Genomic DNA, 15,708 nt, shown 5'->3' with positions numbered 1-15,708 from the left:
GCTGCGCGTCCGGGGCACCGGGGCAAGCGCGTCAAGGCCGGCTCAGAAGGCGCCGCCGCCGAGCGCCGCAATGTCCTGCGCGGCGGCGAGAAGTTTGGGAAGATGCTCGCGACGGAGCCTTTCCGGGGAGAGTCGTGCCGCGTTTCCACCGACGCTGAGCGTGTAGATGTCGCCGGTCAACGGATCGTGCAGGGGAATGCCGATCGCATTGTGCTCAGGCTTCCAGTCCCCGAAGGAGTCCGAGTGCCCGGTCTCCCGGATGCGCGCGAGCGCGGCCATGAGCGCGGCTTCCTTGCCGGCCTTCCACGCGTCGCCATGGAAGGCTGCAAGATCTTTCAACACCTCATCGCGAAGCGCGTCGTCGGCCGCGAACAGATAGGCCCGGCCCGGCGCCGATTCAGCCATCGGGATCCTCGAACCGACATTCAGCGACAAGGATATGGCGGCAGGCTGCCGGATCAGTTCGACGAACATCATATCCAGCCTGTCGCGCACGCTCAGGGCGACGACACAATCGCCCTGAGCGGCAATGTCCTCCATCCGGCTGCGGACCAGTTCGCCGAAGCCGAAGCGTCCCATTACCGCGTAACCGAGCGTCAGGACCTGGTTCGAGACCGCGTATTTGCCGTATTCCGGCATGTAGCGCAGGTATCCCAACTTGGTGAGCGTGCCCAGGAGCCGCGAGACAGTCGTCTTGTGAAGGCCGGTGCGCTCGGCGATCGCCTGGGTTCCCAGCACCCTGTCCTCGGCACGGAATGCCCGGAGGATCGACATGCCGCGTGCGAGCGAACTGACAAAGGGCCGGTCGTCGTTCAAGGCAGCCGCGCCGATGTCCTGGCGCGGCCGGCCCCTGCGTCGCTTTGGCGGGTCATTCTGGGGATCGTCGTTCATGCTCGACCTCTATCGCGGCCGGACCGCCGAGTCACCGGATATCGGACGGTCCGGAATGGCTGCGACTTTGCTCAGGTTGCGGGAGCGAGTTCCGGAAGCTCCGCGTAATCCGAGCAATCCCTATGGCTTGCAGCCGGGTCGACCTTGATGTCGACAACCACCGGGCCACCGCGGGAATGGGCCTCGCGCAGGGCGTCGCCGATCTGATCAGCCTCGGTCACGGTCAGGCCGGAGCCGCCGAGCCCTTCGGCCACCTTTGTGAAGTCGTGGTCCGCGAAGTCGACGCCAATAGCCTGGTTGCCGAGATTGTCCCGGACCATGCCGAGACCGGCGTTATTGGCGACGACATAGACGACGTCGAGCCCGTGTTCGCTGGCGGTCGCGATGGCATCCATCGTCATGACGAAGCCGCCGTCGCCGATGACCCCAGTCACGCGCTTGTCCGGACAGGTCAGCTTGGCGCCGGTCGCAGCCGGTGTGCTCCACCCCATCCCGCCGATGCCGCCGGGTGCGACCAGCTGGTGGGGGTGGCGGAGCGGCAGGCGCGAGGTTGCCCAGATCCGGTTGGTGCCGGCGTCGAGGGTCAGGAGATCCTCCGGCCCGAGGAAGTCACCGAGCGACCGCATGATGTCCGCATAGTGGACGGTGCCGGGGCGGGTCGCATAGTGCGGCAGCACGCCATAGTCGTTTTCGGACTTGATTGCGGCAATCCGGGCCTTGCGGGCGTCGACGGTCGCGTCGTCCTGCGCTGTGGTTCCCAGCAGGTAGTCTAGTACGTCGGACACGTCCGCCGTGACCGCCTGATCGACCGGAAGGACCCAGCCGGCCTGCAACGGGTCGATATCCACCTGGAGGATGGTCTGCTCTCCCGGCCGCATCATCCTGGCGTCCCGGAAGCGGGTGTATTCCGGCCCGAGGCTGCACCCCAGAACAAGGATCACGTCGGCGGCCTGGACCATCCGGTTGGCGGCGGCAGAGGCCCAGGTGCCCATCATCCCGACCGCGATGTCGGTGGTCTCGTCGATCGTGCCCTTGCCGTGATAGCTGGTCGCCACGCCGATGCCGTCCCGGCTTGCGAATTCCTGGAGCTTGTGGCCCGACCGGCTCATGTAGATGCCGTTGCCGGCAATGATGACCGGCGTTTTCGCACGTTTCAGCGCCGTGGCGATACCGGCGAGCGCCTCTGCGTCGGGCACCATCGGCGTGTGGCGCAGGTAACCTTCGGTCGGATAGAGCGTCGCCCGCAGATCGTCGGGCACCTCCTGCTTGATGATATTCGTCCGCATCACCATCGCTGCCGGTCCCTGGCGCGGGGTGATGGCGTGCTTGATGGCAAGCTGCGTGCCATAGATCGCCTCGGCCGGGGTGGTGGCATAAGTGGCGAACTTGGTCATGGTCTTGAGCACGGCAAAGGCATCTCCGGCCCCGTAATCGCCCGTCATCGTCTGGTAGACGCCCATCTGTGCGAAACCGTCATAGCAGGACGTGTCGGTCATGATCACCATGGGCGACGAGGAGAAATAGGCCTCGAGGATGCCGAAGGCGCCGGTGGTGGTCGAGAAAGGCCCCTGCGCCATGAGCAGGCCCGGCCTGCCGGTCAGCTTGCCGGCCACCTGCGCCATGACGGAGGCAGATTGTTCGGTTCGCGCGAGGACAAGGTCGAACTCCGATTTCCGATCGTGGAACGCGGGGAGCGACCAGGTGATCCCGAGCCCCGGCAGGGTGAAGCCACGCGTGATGCCCGCCTCGATGAATGTCGAAATCACACCTTCATTGGTTCTCACGCCGCGTTCCTCCTCAAGCGCTTGCCGGCGCCGCACCGCGACGCTGATTCTTTGTTCTAATAATTCTGATATACGCAATTACGTTTTGCAATAAGCACTTTTGTGTCGTCGTGGAACGCGGTGACACTGACAGGCGCCACAAATCGGCCGCCGCAGGTCCGAAAGGCCGGACCTGTTCTTCAAGCAAGCGGCCTTGGCCGCCGGTCATAGAGGATGTGGAATGGCTAGAGCATGCCGCGCGCGACGATTTCGATCTTTCCCGCGATCTCGAGCAGTCGTGGCCCGAGATCGGCCTTGAGCCGTTCGCTTGTCACGATGGATCGCAGCCCGCCGACATTCAGCGCATAGACCGGGTAGCCGTCGGCCCTCCGGATCGCCGCTCCGGCGGAGTTCGCCTCGGCGATCCAGTCGCCGTCGCTGAGCGCGAAACCCGATTCCAGCGCGAAAGCGAGCGCCTTCCGCGCCGACGCCTCGACCCGCGGCCAGTCGTCGCCATGTTTGGGCGCGATCTCGGACAGAAGCGCCTCGCGTTCCGCTTCCGGCAGCGCAGCCAGGTAGGCGCGCCCCATTCCCGTGCTGATCATGGGGATGCGCGAGCCGACGCCGAGCCGGATCGCCATGGAAGCCGGCGTCCGGCAGGCCTCGACATAGATGATCTCCGTGCCGCTCGGGATACCGAGATAGACACTGGCATCCGCGTATTCCGCGAGTTCCTGCATGTAGGGCCGAGCGATGTCGCGGATTTCCATTTGCGCCATCACGTCATAGCCCAGGGTGAGGACGGCGGGGCCGAGCGAATAGCGGCCGGTCTCCTCGTCGTGCTGGAGATAGCCGAGTTCAGTGAGCGTGAAGGTCAGCCGCGACACCGTTGCCTTGGGCAGTTTCACCCGCGTCGCAATCTCCGCGTTGCCGATCGGGCGGTTGTCCGGCCCGAACGCCTTGAGAACCGACAGCCCGCGCGCCAGACCGGAGTTGATCCGATAGTCCTTCTCGCCGCTTTCCGCCGACGGCGCTTCCTTGCGTTTGATCAATCCGGTTCCCCGTCACAATGCCGTGAAAGCCACGTTCACACGAACTGCCGGCCTTCGGAAGGGTACAATTGCATTCTGGTGGAGCGCTGGCACCGCGACATCACGGGGCAGCGGCACTCTGGCTCGCCGCGATCTGCCGATAGAGCGCCACAGTGCTGCGGATCCCTTCCCTGAGCGGCGTCTCCGGGACATCGCCGATCACAGCCCGCAGCGGCGCTGTGTCGAACCCGTCCGCCGGCGAGATGCGCACCGTCTCGGCACAGGTCACTTCCGCGCCCGGGACGACTTCCCGGATCGCGGCGACGACATCCTCGGTTCCATGGACGGTGTCCGTCACGTCGGAGATCAGCGCTCCGTCCCAGTCGGACAGGACGGCGCGGCAGAAGACATCCGCCACGTCGGCGGCGAACTGGAAGCAGCTTCGGGAGGAGAAAGGAATTTCGTAGCTCCGGCCAAGCGCCGCCGCCTCGATGGCGCGGGTGATCGCCGAGGTCTCGCCGTCGTCTCGCCCGACCCCGTAGACGACATAGGGCCGAAGTCCAAGGCTCGGCACCCGGTAGTCTTCCCAGTAGAGGCGCGAGATCTCTTCATCCGTCTTCTTGAACACGCCGTAGAGATTCGAGGGCGCATTGGCCGGCCCGCGCGGCTTCGCTGCGATCGAACTCGTGTAGACGATCCTGTCGATTCCCTGTGCGCGCGCCGCCTCGAAGACGTTGATATGTCCGCCAATGTTGATCGCGGCTCCAAGCGCCGGCGTCTTGCGGCATTGCGGGATCTGGAGCGCCGCGAGGTGAATGATTCCGGTCGGTTGGGTCTCGGCGACCAGCGCCGCGAGCCCATCGGCATCGGTCACGTCACAGGTGCGGAACGTGACCAGGTCCGGCGGCAAGTCCGGTTTCAGCAGCGCGAGACGCCGGTAGTCTGTGCTGATATCGCTTGCCACCACTTGAATCCCGCGATCGACGAGGCCGGCAATGCTCCATGACCCCAGAAAGCCGGTCGCACCCGTGATGAGAATCTTTTCCGACGCTGGTGTCATCGATTACCTCTTTGGCGATCCGGTGGCTGGAAGCCCGGCACTAGGGGGCACGGCAGGCGCGCAACGCCAGTGCCACTGCCTTCTCAATATTTAAAACACAGTTTCAAAATTGTTTGCAAGCGGAGATGGTCGTTACTCCGTTCGCGAGGCGGACAGGGTCCGGTTTCCGGTCACGCGGATGGATCTCCCGGCTTGTCGGCGCGGCCACGAGAGCGGGGGCAGGGGAGCGAATTCGTGAGACCGGCAAAGACCGCAAGATCGGCTCGACCGATCCCTCCGAACCTGCAGGCTCGGCTTGCTCAGGCGCGGATATCGTTCTCGGCGCCGTAGATCTCCGACAGCGATCTCGCGCGAGAGCGATCCACCGCCATGGGGGCGGGGTGTCCGAATGCACACAGATGGCCGCAAGTCTTGGCGGCCTCGTGCGCAGCGGTCAGCAGCGTCTGCTCCGGCGCCTCGCCGCGAAGCAGGCCATAGAGCGTGCGCGCGATGAAGGTGTCTCCGGCTCCGAGCGTGTCGACAAGAGTTGTCGGCACGGCCGGCGTCGCGAAATGCCCGGAAGGGCCTGCAAGCAATGCGCCTGCCTCACCGCGCGTCACGAGAACCCAGGTGGCGCCTGCCGCGCGTGTCCGTTCCAGAAACCCTTCGGCATCATCCTGCGACATGTCGCCTCCGGAGAAGCTGGCCAGAAAGCACAGGGGGGCCAGTCGGGCAATGCGCTCGGGATCGCGGACCACGGCAAAGTCGAAGGAAAGACGTGTCCGGGCGGCGAAATCGGCAAGATGCGTTTCGACATGGCTCGATCGTCCGGTATGAACGGCGTCGGCCGTGCCGATGAGTGCGAGGTCGCCCGCATCCGGCGCGATGATCGAGACGCCCAGATCCGCACCGATGAATTCGCGCTCGCCGTCGTGGCTGCCGATCAGGCAGAAGGCGGAGTTTCCGTCGCATTCCCGCAGCCGCGAGACGTCGACGCCTTCGAGGACCAGGCTGTCGCGTATGTGCCGACCGGCGTCGTCCGTGCCGACCGCGCCGACATAGGCCGCCTCACCGCCGAAACGGCGGATGAAAACCGAGAAATTCAGTGCGTTTCCACCGGGATACATCACTGAGCGATCTGCGTAGCAGTCCACAACATTGTCCCCGAATGCGACGACCTTCAGCATGCCACTTCCGTATCTCAGCCAGATGTGAGAACCTTCTCATACGTCGTTTGAATCTGTCAAGTCGGCTTCGGGATAGGTTGACGCCTCGCAAGAATAGAGCAATACGTATTAATACGTCATATAACGATTGAGGGGCCCCTGATGTCTACCGTCGCTCTCGATTCCATTGTCGCGCAGGCGCTCGGACGAATTGAAGACCGCAAGATCGATCACGTGTTCTTCGTCGCCTGCGGCGGATCGCTTTCGATCATGTATCCCGCGAAGTTCATGCTCGATCAGTATTCTTCCGTGCTTGCGTCGGATGTCTACAACGCCGCGGAATTCACCGCGCGCGCCCCGCGGCGGCTGACGCCGAACGCGCTGGTGATACTCTGCTCGATGACCGGCACGACGCGGGAAACGGTCGCGGCCACCGAATTTGCCCGGGCGGCGGGGGCGTATACCGTTGTGCTGACCACGGAACCGGACTCTCCGCTTGGCAAGGCGGGTGACTGCGTCGTCGGTTTCGAGGCGCCCTATACGACCGGTGTTCCGATCGACGCAAAGGACAGCAACTACGCGCGGATCTACCAGATCGTTCTCGGCCTGGTGAAGATCTTCGATGGTGTCGACAAGCTCGATACGCTGCTCGCATCGCTCGGCGGTTTCCAGGACGCCATCGACCGCGCGCACGAATGCTTCGCGCCGCATTTCGACGCCTATGCACCGCGTCTGGCGAAAAAGGATGTGGTCTACACCATGGCCAGCGGCGCGGACTACGGTGCGGCCTATTCCTTTTCGATCTGCGTGCTGATGGAGATGCAATGGATCAATTCGCAAGCGATCCATGCCAACGAGTTCTTCCACGGGCCCTTCGAGATCCTCGACCGGGAGGCCGCGTTCATCCTCTTCATGGGGCTCGACAGCACGCGCCCGCTGACCGAGCGCGCAGAGACCTTCCTGAACCGTTTCGGAGCGCAGGAAAACGTGCTCGTGCTCGATGCTGCGACACTCGACCTCAGCGGGATCGACCCTGCGTTTCACGGCAATTTCGCGCCGCTGATCTTTTTCGACACGCTCTGGCGTTTCGCCTATAAGATCGCGGACCTGCGGGACCACGAGATGCTGGAAGCGCGGCGATACATGAAGAAGCTGCACGACTACTGACCGGAGACGCGCGCGACCTTGGCGACCAATGACAACATCGCTCCGCTCTATGCCCAGGTGAAGCAGAGCCTCGCGGAACGGATCGCCGACGGGGAATTCGGCGAGGGTGATTTCCTCCCGCCCGAGCCGGACCTCTGCGCGGAGCTGGGCGTGAGCCGGATCACCCTGCGGCGTGCCGTCGGAGAGCTCTGCGACGAGGGACTGCTGATCCGCCAACAAGGCCGCGGCACGGTCGTGGCGCGTCGGAAAGTCCGGCAGACGCTGGTCTCGTTCTCTGGCTTTTCGGATGCCTTTCAGGCCGAGGGCGATGTCCGGCACGAGATCATCGGTTTCGACGAACGGGCCCGCGACGACACCGCGGAGGCCCTCCTCGAGGCCGGGCCGTTGGCGCGGGTCGACCGACTGATTTCGGTCGATGGACGGAAATTCACGCTGGAGACGCTCTATCTCGATTCGGCGGCAATGGCGGGCGTCATTGGCCCCATCCGCGCAGGTGGCTCGTTCTTTCAGGCTCTCCGCGACAGTGGCGGTCCGGAGCCCTCGGCGGCCGACCGGATCCTCAACGTCTCCTTTGCGACACCGGCCGAGCGGCGCCTTCTCGGGATCGGGCCGACTCAGCCGGTCTTTCGCATCGACAAGACCGTGCGCGACGCCAAGGGCGCCGTGATTTCGTTCTCGCGGCTGGTGACGCCAGCGCATCTCATCACTTACTCGCTCAGCTGCTAGGAACAGGGGACCGGTATGCGCCTTGTCACGGCCGAAGAGATCCATGACCTGCTGGACTACCCGTATCTGATCGAGGCGCTGCGCCGGTCCCATGCCGGCAGTCAACCCGCAAGCGCCCCTCTCGTGATGGAGTCGCCAGACGGCTCGGGAAACCAGTTCGTGAGCCTGCTCGGCTGGAAGCCCGGGGGCACCATTGCGGCAAAGCTTGTCGGGGTGTTTCCGGGAAACCTCTCCCTCGATCCGCCGCAGGCGAGTGTCCAGGGCCTCGTCGCCGTCTTCGACGCCGCGACCGGCGGGCCGCGCCTTGTTGCGGATGGCGAGGCGATGACGCTGCGCAAGACGGCGGCCGATTCCGGTCTGGGGGCCCGGTTGCTTGCACGCGAGGATGCCAAGACGCTGCTGGTCGTCGGCGCAGGCGGGCTCGCACCGCATGTGATGGCCGCCCATTGTGCGGCGCGCCCTTCGATTCGCCGGATCCTGATCTGGAACAGGACGGCGGCCAGGGCGGAGGCGTTGGTCCGGCGCGTCGCGCTCCCCGGCGTGGAGATCTCGGCGGTGCGCGCGCTTGACGAGGCGGTGGCGGAGGCGGACATCGTCTCCTGCGTGACCATGTCCCGCGCGCCACTCGTGAAGGGAGCGCTCCTGAAACCCGGCGCCCATCTCGACCTGGTCGGCGCATATCTCCCGGACATGCGGGAGACCGACGACGACGCGATGAGGCGCAGCAGCCTCTTCGTCGACACCCGAAGCGGCATGGAGGGGGCAGGGGACCTTGCCCAGCCGGTGGCGGCGGGGGTGATCGGCTGGGACGCCGTCCTGGCCGACTATTATGACCTCGTTCAGGGCCGTCATCCCGGCCGCCGCACTCCCGACGAGATCACGATCTGCAAGAATGTCGGGGGCGCGCATCTCGACCTCTTCACGGCCGAGGCGCTGCGTGCGCGTCTGTCCGACTGATCAAACCGCCTCGGGAAGAACCCGCGCCAGGAAGGACTGGGTCCGCTCGTGCCGTGGCCGGGTCAGGACCTGTTTCGGGTCGCCCTGCTCGACGATCACGCCGCCGTCCATGAAGATGAGGTGGTCTGCCACATCGCGGGCGAACAGCATCTCGTGGGTCACCACGACCATGGTCATGCCCTCGTCGGCGAGCTGGCGCATGGTCGCCAGGACCTCGCCGACCAGTTCCGGGTCGAGCGAGCTGGTCGGCTCGTCGAACAGCATCAGCTCCGGCTTCATCGCAAGCGAGCGGGCGATGGCGACCCTTTGCTGCTGTCCGCCGGAGAGCTGGCGCGGGAAATAGTCGGCGCGGTCGGCCAGCCCGACCTTCTCCAGCATCTCCATTGCCTCGGCCCGGGCGACATCGGGCCGGAGCCCTTTGACGATGATTGGCGCCTCGGTCACGTTTTCCAGCGCGGTCTTGTGCGGGAAGAGGTGGAACCCCTGAAAGACCATGCCCATGCGCCTGCGCTGGCGAGAGAGCTCGTCGAATGTCATCTCGTGGAGCCGGTTTCCCTTCCAGCGGAGCCCGATCGGCTCGCCGCGAAGAAAGATGATCCCGCTGGTCGGCTTCTCGAGGTGGTTCAGACAGCGGAGCAAGGTGGATTTGCCGGACCCAGAGGGTCCGACGATGCACATCACATCGCGCTCGTGCACCTCGAGATCGATGCCGGCCAGGACCTCGTTCGACCCGAAACTCTTGCGGAGGCGTTCGACCTTCAGCAGCGGTTCGGTCATGATGCGATCTCCTTCTGGCGCCGGAAGGGAACGGTCACGACCAGCCGGCGCAACATCTCCCGCAGCGACAGGGGGGTGCCGGAATGGAGACGGTGCTCGACGAAATGCTCGCCGAAGGTCAGCACGGTCGTCAGCACCAGATACCAGATCGTGGCGACGACGAGCAGCGGGATGGTCTGATGGGTCCGGGCATAGACCATCTGCGCCGAATAGAGCACGTCTGGCAGCGCGAGGACGCTGACCAGCGAGGTGAATTTCAGCATCGAGATCGTGTCGTTGCCGATCGGCGGAATGACGATGCGCAGGGCCTGCGGCAGGATGACGCGGCGAAGGGTCTGGCTGCGGGTCATGCCGAGCGAGGCACAGGCCTCGACCTGGCCGCTGCTCACCGCCTGGATCCCGGCGCGCAGCATCTCGGCGGCATAGGCGCTCTCCGTGAAGGCGAGGCCAAGGATCGCGGCGCTGAAAGGAGTGATCAGGTCGTTGGTGTCCCAGGTGGCGAACTTCGGTCCGAAGGGAATTCCGATCGATATTTCAGGGATCAGCAGCGCGAGGTTGTACCAGAGGATGAGCTGTACGAGCGGCGGAACCCCCCGGAAGAACCAGATCCAGACCCAACTCGCGCCTTGGAACACAGGGCTCGACGAAAGCCGCATGATGGCGAGGACGATGCCGATGCTCAGCCCAATCACCATCGCCAGGAGCGTGAGCAGGATCGTCATGCCGAGGCCCGACAGGATGTCGGGGTGGAACAGGTACTGCCTGACGACCGGCCACTGCATGTTCTGGTTGGTGGTGAGGTTCTTCAGGAAGAGCGCCGCGAAGACCAGAAGAACTGCCGCTCCGGCCCACTGGCCGTAGCTCCGCACGGGGATCGGTTTGACCACGTGGATATCCGGTCGGCCTGAAACCACCCGCTCCGATGTCTTGCTCATTGGTCGTTCCAGCGTTCGTAATCGGCGCCGGCTGTCGCGCCGGCGCCTTGAGATCAGAGCGACTGCCTGTCTACTCCTGAGGGTTCTCTTCCGTGATCAGGACAGCGTGGTCCAGCATTCCGCTATCGGCAAGGTTCCACTTCTCCATGATCGCCTTGTATGTGCCGTCATCGATCATGCTCTGGATCGCATCGGTCATCACCGGTCCGAGCGGGTCGCCCTTGCGGATCCCGATATTGCTGTAGACGGGATCGAGGACCAGCGACGAGACCCGGAAATCGCCGGTCTGCTGCGCCATGTAGGCCATCTTCGCAGAGCTTGCGAGCGTGGCGTCGGCACGCCCCGAACGAACGGCGAGCTCGGCGGCGTTCTGGTTCTGGTGCTGCTGGATGTCGACTGCGGGCAGGCCGGCATCGACGCATTTCTCCTGGCTCAGCTTGTCCAGAAGCTGGTTGTCCCAGGACCCGGAAATCACAGCCACCGTGCGGCCGCAGGCATCGGTTTCGGTGGTGACGTCGTAATCGGTCGTCACCGGCAGACCGAAGGCGGTGCCGATCTTGCGCTGCGCCACGAAATCGAGCTGGGTCAGCCGCTCGGGCGTGCTGCCGAAAGACGAGAAACCCGCATCGAAGCGCTTGCCGATCAGGCCGGGGATGATCGCGTCAAAGCTGGTGCCGACATAGGTGAAGGGTACGCCGAGACGTTCCTCCATCTCCTTCGCGATATCGACGCTCCAGCCGACAAGCTCGCCGTCCTTGATGAATTCGTCGGGGGGCCAGTCGTTGAAGACGGCCACGTTGATACCGTCCTTGTAATCGTCCGGAAGCGCCGCGTTCAGCGCCTCGATCATTTCCGCCCGGCCCGGCAGCGCGGAAACGGCCATGATCGCGGTGATTGCGGCCACGCGTGTCGTCTTCATCATCCCTGGTCTCCTTGGTTTGTCGGCAGGTTTGGTTTCGTTGCTTCAGAGAACATGTGGTAACGTTCTCACATCGCAATTGTATCCGTCAAGAACTCCGTGTGAGATACCGCTGGAACACGCGGATGTTTCGGGGTCGACTGGCGGACGAGACGACCGGAATCAGGAGACGTCGGAGGGCGGCATCGTGGTCACGAAACGACAGGCGACAATCGCCGACGTCGCGCGGCGGGCAGGGGTCAGCACCGCCACTGCCGGGCGCGTGCTTGGCGGATACGGCTACAGCAGCGGGGAAAAGCGGGATCTCGTCCTGAAGGCGGCCGAGGATCTCGGATACCGCCCGAACCAGCTCGCGCGCAGCCTCATCACCGGGCGCACCCGCACGATCGGCTTCGTCGCCGGTGACATTCAGAGCCCGTTTTTTGCGAAGATTCTTCGGGGCGTTTCCGACGTTCTCGAGCCAAAGGGGTTCGGCCTGCTGATCACCAACAGCGACGAGACTGTCGAGGGCGAGATGGAGTCGATCCGGCTGCTCTCGGAAAAGCAGGTCGACGGGGTGATCCTGTCGCCCTGCGATGTCGAGGAGGCCGCTCATCTGCGCAAGCTTGTGCAGACGACGCCGATGGTTCTGATTGACCGGCAGGTTGCGGATCTCGACGTCGACAGCGTCGGCGTCGACAGCGTGGCGGCGGCGGAAGCCTGCGTGCGCCGCCTCATCGCGGAAGGGCACCGGCGTATCGGCATGGTTGCCGAGCTTCAGTTCGGTCCCTGGACGGACATCGAGAGCTTCGTGAGAATGGTCCGCACCAACCCGGACGGGATTGGTGCGATCTATCCCAGTTGGCAGCGCTTCATGGGCTATGTGCGCGCGCATGACGCCTGCGACCTGCCGCTGGACCTGTCGCTGATCGCGCGGGTCAACAGCTACTCGACCGAGGACACCAAGGCGACGGTGCTGCGCCTGCTCGGGCATCCTGACGGCCCGTCTGTTCTCTTCACGGCCGACGGCCTGATGACGGAAGGGACGATGATGGCGATCTTCGAGCGCGGGTTGCGGATTCCCGACGATATCTCGCTGGTCGCGTTCGACGACCTGGACTGGATGAGCTTCATCGGGCCGGGAATCGATTCCATCGGTCAGCCGCGCCGCAAGATGGGCGAGGCGGCCGCGCGGATGCTGATCGAGCGGATCGGCGGATTCGACGGGCCGCCACGGCGCGAAAAGCTGCCGGTGCGGGACAACAGGCGCGGATCGGTGTGTGTCCTTGCCACTGGAAGGGATTAGCCCTGCGCCGGACTTGTTACGGACGATCCTTGGCGGTATCGGGTTTTGCCTGTTGCCAGGGGGAGCGCCCGTCACGCGAGCGCGACGTCCCGATCACGAAGCCGCCTTGCCATCCACCGGGCGGGCGGCGGTTTTCTTGGCCAGAACCATTCTGTGCGGAACGTGGACGGAGATTCCGCCTTCGGGCGGCTCGCCGGTGCTGTAAAGATCGAACGCCGTCTCCATGATTTTCTGGGAATCCTGGTCGACGCCGAAGATCTTCAGATCGGTGAGCAAGCTCAGATAGGGCAGGATGTCGAACACGCCGTAATGCATGGAATGACATGTCTCATAGTCTTCCAGCAGGTATCGCGTGATGCCTTCCATGGCGATGATCGAATTGACGAACATCCCGCCCGGCGCCGGATGGGCCTGCAGGTAGGTTCTGACGGACTCGTAGCACGCCTCGATGCTGAAGTGAGACCAGATCACCTGCTCCTCGGAAAAGGCGAGCCCGGCCTCCTCCAGCGCCGCCCGAAACCCGCGGATCCGTTGCCCTGTCACCTGGTGATCCGGCATTCCACCGAAGAAGCAAATCTCGCCGGAGCGTCCGTCCATCGCCATCGATTCGATGATCGCCCGGGTCAGTTCCCGCGCGGCCGCGAAGTTGTCGGTGCTCACCGTCGTCTGGCCCTCGACAGTGGCGTCGATATAGACCTGCCGGGTGTGGCTGCCCTCGAACAGGGTCGCGATCTCGTCCGCTGCCATGGGGTTGGCCACGAAGACGCATTCGGCGTTCTGGGAGAGGAAGAACCGGATCGCGGCGGCTTCCTCGGCCGGATCGTAGCGCGTGACATGGATGAGCGCGAGCTTGCCGGAGGCGCGCGCCAACGCCTCGAAGGTCTCCGCAAGCTCCCCGAAAAACCGGTTGTGGAGGGTCGGAACCATCAGGCCGAGAATGTTGCTGTGCCCGCTGCGCAGGTTGCGCGCATGAATGTTCGGCTGGTAGTTGAGCTCCTTGGCCTTGGCCAGGATCAGGTCTCGGGTCTCTTTCGTGATGTTGAAGTCGCTGGAGCGACCGTTCAGGACGAGGCTGACCGTCGTGTTGGAAAATCCGGTGAGCTGGGCAATCCCCCGGATCGACGCCGGTTTGGGGCCGGGTCTCTTGGCCTTTCGTTTCGGCATCTGTTCGTCCTTTGGCTTCACCACTTTGTCGGACTCTCCATTCGGTTTTCGGGTTGCGGTCGCGCAGGCTCCGGCGCGGAAGGCGGGCCATTCCGCATCACTCCGCCGGCGTGACGCCCTTTTTCAGGATGATGTTCCCGTATTTCGCTGTTTCTCCGGTCTGAACGACGGCCCAGGCGGATCGTGCGCGATCATAGAACGCGAAACGGTCGATGAAAGACGTCTCCGGCGCGTCGGGGGCATGCGCCTCGATCGCCCTCCGGAAGCGGTTCAGAACGGCGGGGTCCAGCGTATCGCCCTCGGCCGCGGCCATCATCACGATCGGATCGGGAACGTAGCTGTCCAGCACGAAGAGCGGCAGGATTGCCCCGATCAGGTCGGCAACGCCCAGCCCGTCCGCCCGGATCACGCGGCGGTTGACGGTCTCGGCCGGGAAATGGGCGTCTGCGAGCACGATTTCGTCGCCATGTCCCATCCGGCACAGCCCGGCCAGCAGGTCCGGTGACAGGAGGGGAGAAATTCCACGAAGCATTTTCGGTTTCCTTTCCGGTATGGCTCAGGCGTCGAGATAGACATCCACCACGTCGCAGACGCGTGAAATCAACAGGTTGACCGGGGTGGGATCCAGTTTCCCGGAGCGAAGGGCGCGATACTGCATGGGCAGGTGCTGGCTGACCAGACCCTCCGGGATGCCTGCGGACAGGTTCCGCATCAGCCGATCGATGGCCGCCGTGACATCCGGGCGCGGTAGGTAGTATCGTGCCCTGTCCGAATAGCTGTAGATCAACTTGAAATCGATCTGGGATTGCTCGCCGGTGTAATACTGCGCCCAGTATCGCGGACCGTCCTTCATGGCGGTCGTCAGCACCTCGCGGAACCTGGACGGCTCGTCGGGAGAAAGCTCCGTCTCGATCAGTTCGAGCGCTATCAAACCTTCGCGCAGCGCCCAGGTCAGCCAGGGTCCGACCTTGAGGATGCAGAAGTGATCCTCGACCAGACGGCTCAGGTTCTCGGGCGACTGGTAATCCGTCGAATGCGCCTCATAAACCATGCCCGGATAGTCCAGAATGGCGCCTGAAAGCTCCGGCGCGCCGGCATAGTCCTCGACCATGGCATCGCCGAATTCCACCCCGGGCTGGACGACAAGGCCCACGACCCGCTCCCACGCGGCGTCGAGGCCATGGCGGGAAAACGCGTCACGGAAGGCGGCCAGCGTCTTTTGGACGTCCGCCGGACGGGTGACATGCATCTCTTCGGCGTCGAGCGCGCCGCCCGGCGTCGGCACCTCGGTGCCGATGACGTAGAGGGGAGGGGTGTCGTCCCAACAGCTTTCCGCAACCTTCGCCATCTCGGCCGCGCGTTCGGCGACGATCTCGTTGGTCAATGGCGTCGGGTCGCCGGAGCAGACGAAAGACGCGTCGAGATGGATCTTGCGGTAGCCGGCCGTCACGTAGGCCCGGACAAGGTCGCGCGTCTTCTCCATGGCGGCCTCGGCGCCTTCGCCGCGCCATGTGTTCGGGCCGAGATGATCGCCCCCAAGCAGGATGCGCTCGCGCGGGAACCCCTCGGCGTCGGCCATCTCGTGGACGAGCTTCACGAAATCCACGGGTCGCATGCCGGTATAGCCGCCGAACTGGTCGACCTGATTGGAGGTCGATTCCACCAGGGCGACCGTGTCGCGCGCCCGGGCGGAGCGAAACAACGCCCGCAGCACCAACGGGTGCGCCGAACAGACCGATGTCACGCCGCCGCCCTTGCCGGCGCGGTTGCGTTGCAGGATGTCGCGAAAGAGCGCGAGGGATGTCATGTCATCTCCGTTCTTGTCTCCCATGCGGTCGGATCGATCCGGCGGGGCGCCGACAGTCGGTCCTGCCCGGTGTTCCCGCCG

15 protein-coding genes are annotated in these 15,708 nt (G+C 64.4%); 4 read left to right on the top strand and 11 right to left on the bottom strand.

Annotation, left to right across the window (positions count from 1 at the left end; translation table 11 throughout):
• Positions 1-42 precede the first annotated feature (42 nt).
• The 5 genes from EU800_RS01640 to EU800_RS01620 form a co-directional block, all read right to left on the bottom strand.
• Positions 43-891, bottom strand: coding sequence for an IclR family transcriptional regulator (locus EU800_RS01640; protein ID WP_129627847.1), 849 nt, complete (start codon positions 889-891; stop codon positions 43-45).
• Positions 892-962: 71 nt separating this feature from the next.
• On the bottom strand, positions 963-2,675 hold the full coding sequence (locus EU800_RS01635) for a thiamine pyrophosphate-binding protein (RefSeq protein WP_129627845.1): 1,713 nt from the start codon (positions 2,673-2,675) through the stop codon (positions 963-965).
• A 224-nt stretch (positions 2,676-2,899) separates the two neighbouring features.
• Complete coding sequence (locus EU800_RS01630; protein WP_129627843.1) at positions 2,900-3,706, bottom strand: IclR family transcriptional regulator; 807 nt, start codon at positions 3,704-3,706, stop codon at positions 2,900-2,902.
• A gap of 100 nt (positions 3,707-3,806) precedes the next feature.
• Positions 3,807-4,745 (bottom strand): NAD(P)-dependent oxidoreductase, encoded by a 939-nt coding sequence (locus tag EU800_RS01625; protein WP_129627841.1) that lies wholly within the window; start codon positions 4,743-4,745, stop codon positions 3,807-3,809.
• Between the two features lie 299 nt (positions 4,746-5,044).
• Positions 5,045-5,911: a PfkB family carbohydrate kinase gene (locus EU800_RS01620; protein WP_129627839.1), complete on the bottom strand. Its 867-nt coding sequence runs from the start codon at positions 5,909-5,911 to the stop codon at positions 5,045-5,047.
• 141 nt (positions 5,912-6,052) lie between these two features.
• Here EU800_RS01620 and EU800_RS01615 point away from each other — a divergent pair, with 141 nt between their 5' ends.
• The 3 genes from EU800_RS01615 to EU800_RS01605 are packed head-to-tail and all read left to right on the top strand — an operon-like array spanning position 6,053 to position 8,740.
• On the top strand, positions 6,053-7,057 hold the full coding sequence (locus tag EU800_RS01615; RefSeq protein ID WP_129627837.1) for an SIS domain-containing protein: 1,005 nt from the start codon (positions 6,053-6,055) through the stop codon (positions 7,055-7,057).
• 18 nt (positions 7,058-7,075) lie between these two features.
• A complete protein-coding gene (locus EU800_RS01610) occupies positions 7,076-7,783 on the top strand; it encodes a GntR family transcriptional regulator (protein WP_129627835.1) in 708 nt (235 codons plus the stop codon).
• Positions 7,784-7,798: 15 nt separating this feature from the next.
• Positions 7,799-8,740, top strand: a complete 942-nt coding sequence (locus EU800_RS01605; RefSeq protein WP_129627833.1) for an ornithine cyclodeaminase family protein — start codon at positions 7,799-7,801, stop codon at positions 8,738-8,740.
• Here the strand turns inward: EU800_RS01605 and EU800_RS01600 are convergent, their stop codons facing one another.
• The 3 genes from EU800_RS01600 to EU800_RS01590 form a co-directional block, all read right to left on the bottom strand.
• Positions 8,741-9,517 (bottom strand): amino acid ABC transporter ATP-binding protein, encoded by a 777-nt coding sequence (locus EU800_RS01600; RefSeq protein ID WP_129627831.1) that lies wholly within the window; start codon positions 9,515-9,517, stop codon positions 8,741-8,743.
• The gene (locus EU800_RS01595; RefSeq protein ID WP_129627829.1) at positions 9,514-10,452 is read right to left on the bottom strand and encodes an amino acid ABC transporter permease; all 939 of its coding nucleotides are present in this window, start codon (positions 10,450-10,452) and stop codon (positions 9,514-9,516) included. The genes EU800_RS01600 and EU800_RS01595 overlap by 4 nt, the downstream gene beginning before the upstream one ends.
• Before the next feature lie 70 nt (positions 10,453-10,522).
• The gene (locus EU800_RS01590; RefSeq protein WP_129627827.1) at positions 10,523-11,374 is read right to left on the bottom strand and encodes an ABC transporter substrate-binding protein; all 852 of its coding nucleotides are present in this window, start codon (positions 11,372-11,374) and stop codon (positions 10,523-10,525) included.
• 184 nt (positions 11,375-11,558) lie between these two features.
• Between EU800_RS01590 and EU800_RS01585 the strand changes: the two genes are divergently transcribed.
• A complete protein-coding gene (locus tag EU800_RS01585) occupies positions 11,559-12,656 on the top strand; it encodes a LacI family DNA-binding transcriptional regulator (RefSeq protein WP_242500357.1) in 1,098 nt (365 codons plus the stop codon).
• A gap of 93 nt (positions 12,657-12,749) precedes the next feature.
• Here the strand turns inward: EU800_RS01585 and EU800_RS01580 are convergent, their stop codons facing one another.
• From EU800_RS01580 to EU800_RS01570, 3 genes are all read right to left on the bottom strand, one after another.
• The gene (locus tag EU800_RS01580; protein WP_129627823.1) at positions 12,750-13,820 is read right to left on the bottom strand and encodes a LacI family DNA-binding transcriptional regulator; all 1,071 of its coding nucleotides are present in this window, start codon (positions 13,818-13,820) and stop codon (positions 12,750-12,752) included.
• A 97-nt stretch (positions 13,821-13,917) separates the two neighbouring features.
• A complete protein-coding gene (gene fucU / locus EU800_RS01575; RefSeq protein ID WP_129627821.1) occupies positions 13,918-14,352 on the bottom strand; it encodes an L-fucose mutarotase in 435 nt (144 codons plus the stop codon).
• Positions 14,353-14,376: 24 nt separating this feature from the next.
• A complete protein-coding gene (locus EU800_RS01570; protein ID WP_129627819.1) occupies positions 14,377-15,627 on the bottom strand; it encodes a class II D-tagatose-bisphosphate aldolase, non-catalytic subunit in 1,251 nt (416 codons plus the stop codon).
• Between the last annotated feature and the right edge of the window lie 81 nt (positions 15,628-15,708).

This window comes from Tropicimonas sp. IMCC6043, from assembly GCF_004146235.1.
Taxonomy (GTDB): domain Bacteria; phylum Pseudomonadota; class Alphaproteobacteria; order Rhodobacterales; family Rhodobacteraceae; genus Tropicimonas.
The sequence above is the reverse complement of the archived record's forward strand: the minus strand, read 5'-3'. Positions and strand labels throughout refer to the sequence as shown.